Source organism: Kitasatospora sp. NPDC001225 (genome assembly GCF_053597855.1).
Genome location: NZ_JBSFJC010000337.1, coordinates 1 through 2,749, shown reverse-complemented (window position 1 = coordinate 2,749; position 2,749 = coordinate 1). Strand labels below are relative to the sequence as shown.

At 74.9% G+C, this 2,749-nt stretch carries 2 protein-coding genes; one reads left to right on the top strand and one right to left on the bottom strand.

Annotated elements, in window-relative coordinates; translation table 11 throughout:
• Positions 1-106 precede the first annotated feature (106 nt).
• A complete protein-coding gene (locus ACWDCZ_RS40090) occupies positions 107-961 on the top strand; it encodes a class I SAM-dependent methyltransferase (protein WP_449818561.1) in 855 nt (284 codons plus the stop codon).
• A gap of 97 nt (positions 962-1,058) precedes the next feature.
• On the opposite strand, the gene ACWDCZ_RS40085 is transcribed toward ACWDCZ_RS40090, so the two are convergent.
• The gene (locus tag ACWDCZ_RS40085) at positions 1,059-2,552 is read right to left on the bottom strand and encodes an SDR family oxidoreductase (RefSeq protein WP_449818560.1); all 1,494 of its coding nucleotides are present in this window, start codon (positions 2,550-2,552) and stop codon (positions 1,059-1,061) included.
• Between the last annotated feature and the right edge of the window lie 197 nt (positions 2,553-2,749).

The following is a 2,749-nucleotide window of genomic DNA, read 5'->3' as shown; positions in this document are numbered from 1 at the left end:
ATCCGATACATCGAACCGATAGCTCGCGCCCCCGGGGCCGGTCGACCCCGGGCGGACGCCCGCGCGCTGTGCACCCGGCACAGCCCGCCGACCACGAGGAGCCACGATGACGGGGACCGACCACAGCACCGAGCACCACCGGGACGACACCCGCGGCCACGCGCCCACCGGACAGGTGCCGGCGCAGGACGAACGACGGCTGCATGGCTCGTCGTTCGGCCGGGCAGCGGTCGCCTACGCCGAGCACCGCCCGGACTACGCGCACGCCGCGGTGCACTGGGCGCTCGAAGCCGCGCCCGGCCCACGGGTGCTCGACCTCGGCGCCGGAACGGGCAAGCTCACCGCCACGCTGGTCGCGCTGGGCCACCAGGTCGTCGCGGTCGAACCCGACCCGGCGATGCTGGCCGAACTGCGCGGCACACTGCCGGACGTCCGCGCGCTGGAGGGGAGCGCCGAGGCGATCCCGCTACCGGACGGGTCGGTCGACGCCGTGGTGTCCGGCAACGCCATGCACTGGTTCGACATGGCCGCCGCGGGGCCCGAGATCGCCAGGGTCCTCGCGCCCGGCGGCGTCCTGGCCGGCCTGTGGAACGTCTTCGACGACGGCGTCGACTGGGTGGCCGGCCTCGCCAGGGTCACCGGCCCCGCCGCCATCGGCCCGCGCGACGTGCCCGGCAGCTGGCGCACCGAGACGGCCCGGATGCACCTGCCCGCGTCGGGCGGCGCCGACGCCTGGTTCGACTCACCCGAGCAGGCGGAGTTCCCCCACGGCCAGCGGCGCACCGCCGACTCCCTCGTCTCGACCCTCGCCACCAAGGCCGGCGTCCTGGTCATGCCCGAGCAGGAACGCGAGGCCCTCCTGGCGGCGACCCGCACCTACCTCGCCGCCCGACCGGAGACCGGCGACGGCGAGTTCATCCTCCCAATGCTGACCAGCGTCCTGCGCGTCCGCCGGATGTGACGCCCGTCCGCCGCCTGCCGCCCGGGGCCCCTACAGCGTCCCGGCGTCCGGCCGGTTCGACCGCCGTGCGGCTGGTCGCGGGCTGGTGGAGAGCCGTTCAATCGGCGTGGAGGGCGCGTTCCGTGATGTTGCGGGCCATGCCTCCGAAGACGGCGCTGTGGAACGGGGCGATGGCCCACCAGTAGGCGTGTCCGGCCAGGCCGTGCGGGTGGAACAGGGCCCGCTGCCGGTAGCGCGCCCCGCGCTCGCCCTCGGGTGTGACGGAGAGTTCGAGCCAGGCAAGCCCTGGTAGGCGCATCTCGGCCCTCAGGCGGAGCAGCCGACCGGGTTCGATCTCCTCCACCCGCCAGAAGTCGAGGGAGTCCCCGACCCGCAACCGGGCCGGGTCACGGCGGCCACGGCGCAGTCCGACGCCGCCGACCGCGCGGTCGAGCCAGCCGCGCAGGGCCCAGGCGAGGGGGAAGGAGTACCAGCCGTTGTCACCGCCGATGCCTTCGATGACCCGCCAGACGGCGGCGACCGACGCGGTGACGGTGCGTTCCCGGATGTCCTGGTAGAGGCTGCCGCCGGCCCAGTCGGGGTCCGTGGGCAGGGGGTCGCTCGGGGCGCCGGGCAGGGAGGCGGAGGACCAGCGGGTGGCGACGTCGGCGTCCTTGATGCGGCGCAGGGCGAGCGTGACCGCCTGGTCGAAGCCGGTCAGCCCGTTCGGCGGGTCCGGGATCCACCCGGCGATGTCGTGCTCGCCGCAGACGACCTCGTGGCGCAGGGACTCGACCAGGGGGCGGGCGATGGAGTTCGGCACCGGGGTCACCAGGCCGACCCAGTGGCTGGAGAGGCGGGGGGTGAGGACGGGCACGGGGACGATGAGGCGGCGGCGCAGTCCGGCCGCGCAGGCGTAGCGCCGCATCATCTGCTGGTAGTCGAGGACGTCGGGGCCGCCGATGTCGAAGGTGCGGTTCACCTCGGGTGGCAGGTCGGCGGCGGCGGCGAGGTAGCCCAGGACGTCGCGGACGGCGATCGGCTGGATACGGGTCGACACCCAGCGAGGGGTGACCATCGCGGGCAGGCGTTCGGTGAGGTAGCGGAGCATTTCGAAGGAGGCGCTGCCGGAGCCGATGATCACGGCGGCGCGCAGCTCGGCGGTCGGGACGCCGCTGGAGCGCAGGATCCGGCCGACCTCGGCGCGGGACCTCAGGTGGGGTGACAGGTCCGCTTCCGGCACCGCGGTGGGCACCAGGCCGCCGAGGTAGACGATCCGGGTGACGCCGGCGGCCGCGGCGGCGGCCCCGAAGGCTCGCGCGGCTTCCCGGTCGGTGCTCTCGAAGGAGGGTCCGGTGCCGAGGGAGTGGACGAGGTAGTAGGCGGCGTCGACGCCGTCGAGGGCCCCCGGGAGGGTTTCGGGCCGGGTCACGTCGCCGGGGACGACGTCGACGTCGGCCCGCCACGGCTGGTCCCGCAGCCGGTCGGGGTCGCGCACCAGGCAACGCACGGAGTGCCCGCGCGCGAGCAGTTCGGGCACCAGGCGGCCGCCGATGTAGCCGCTCGCGCCGGTCACCAGGCAGCTCTTCGAGTCGGGTCGCGAGGCGTTCATCTCGGCTCCTCGTCCGACGTCAAGGGTGTCGATTCCGGCCGGTGCCTGGACCGACGGGACCAGGATCCCGCCTTGCTTCCGGAGCCCGCGACCGGGTGGACCGGCGGGCGCGTCGGCCGGTCCTGGCGTTCGCCCGCGCCGAGGACCGGCCGGCCGTGCTGGAACCGGGCCGTGAGGTCCTCGGGCGCAGATCGGAA

What these genes read in the sequence shown, in the direction of transcription:
- ACWDCZ_RS40090 (WP_449818561.1), top strand. Translation starts at nt 107, where the DNA reads ATGACGGGGACCGACCACAGCACCGAGCACCACCGGGACGACACCCGC.
- ACWDCZ_RS40085 (WP_449818560.1), bottom strand. Translation starts at nt 2,552, where the DNA reads ATGAACGCCTCGCGACCCGACTCGAAGAGCTGCCTGGTGACCGGCGCG.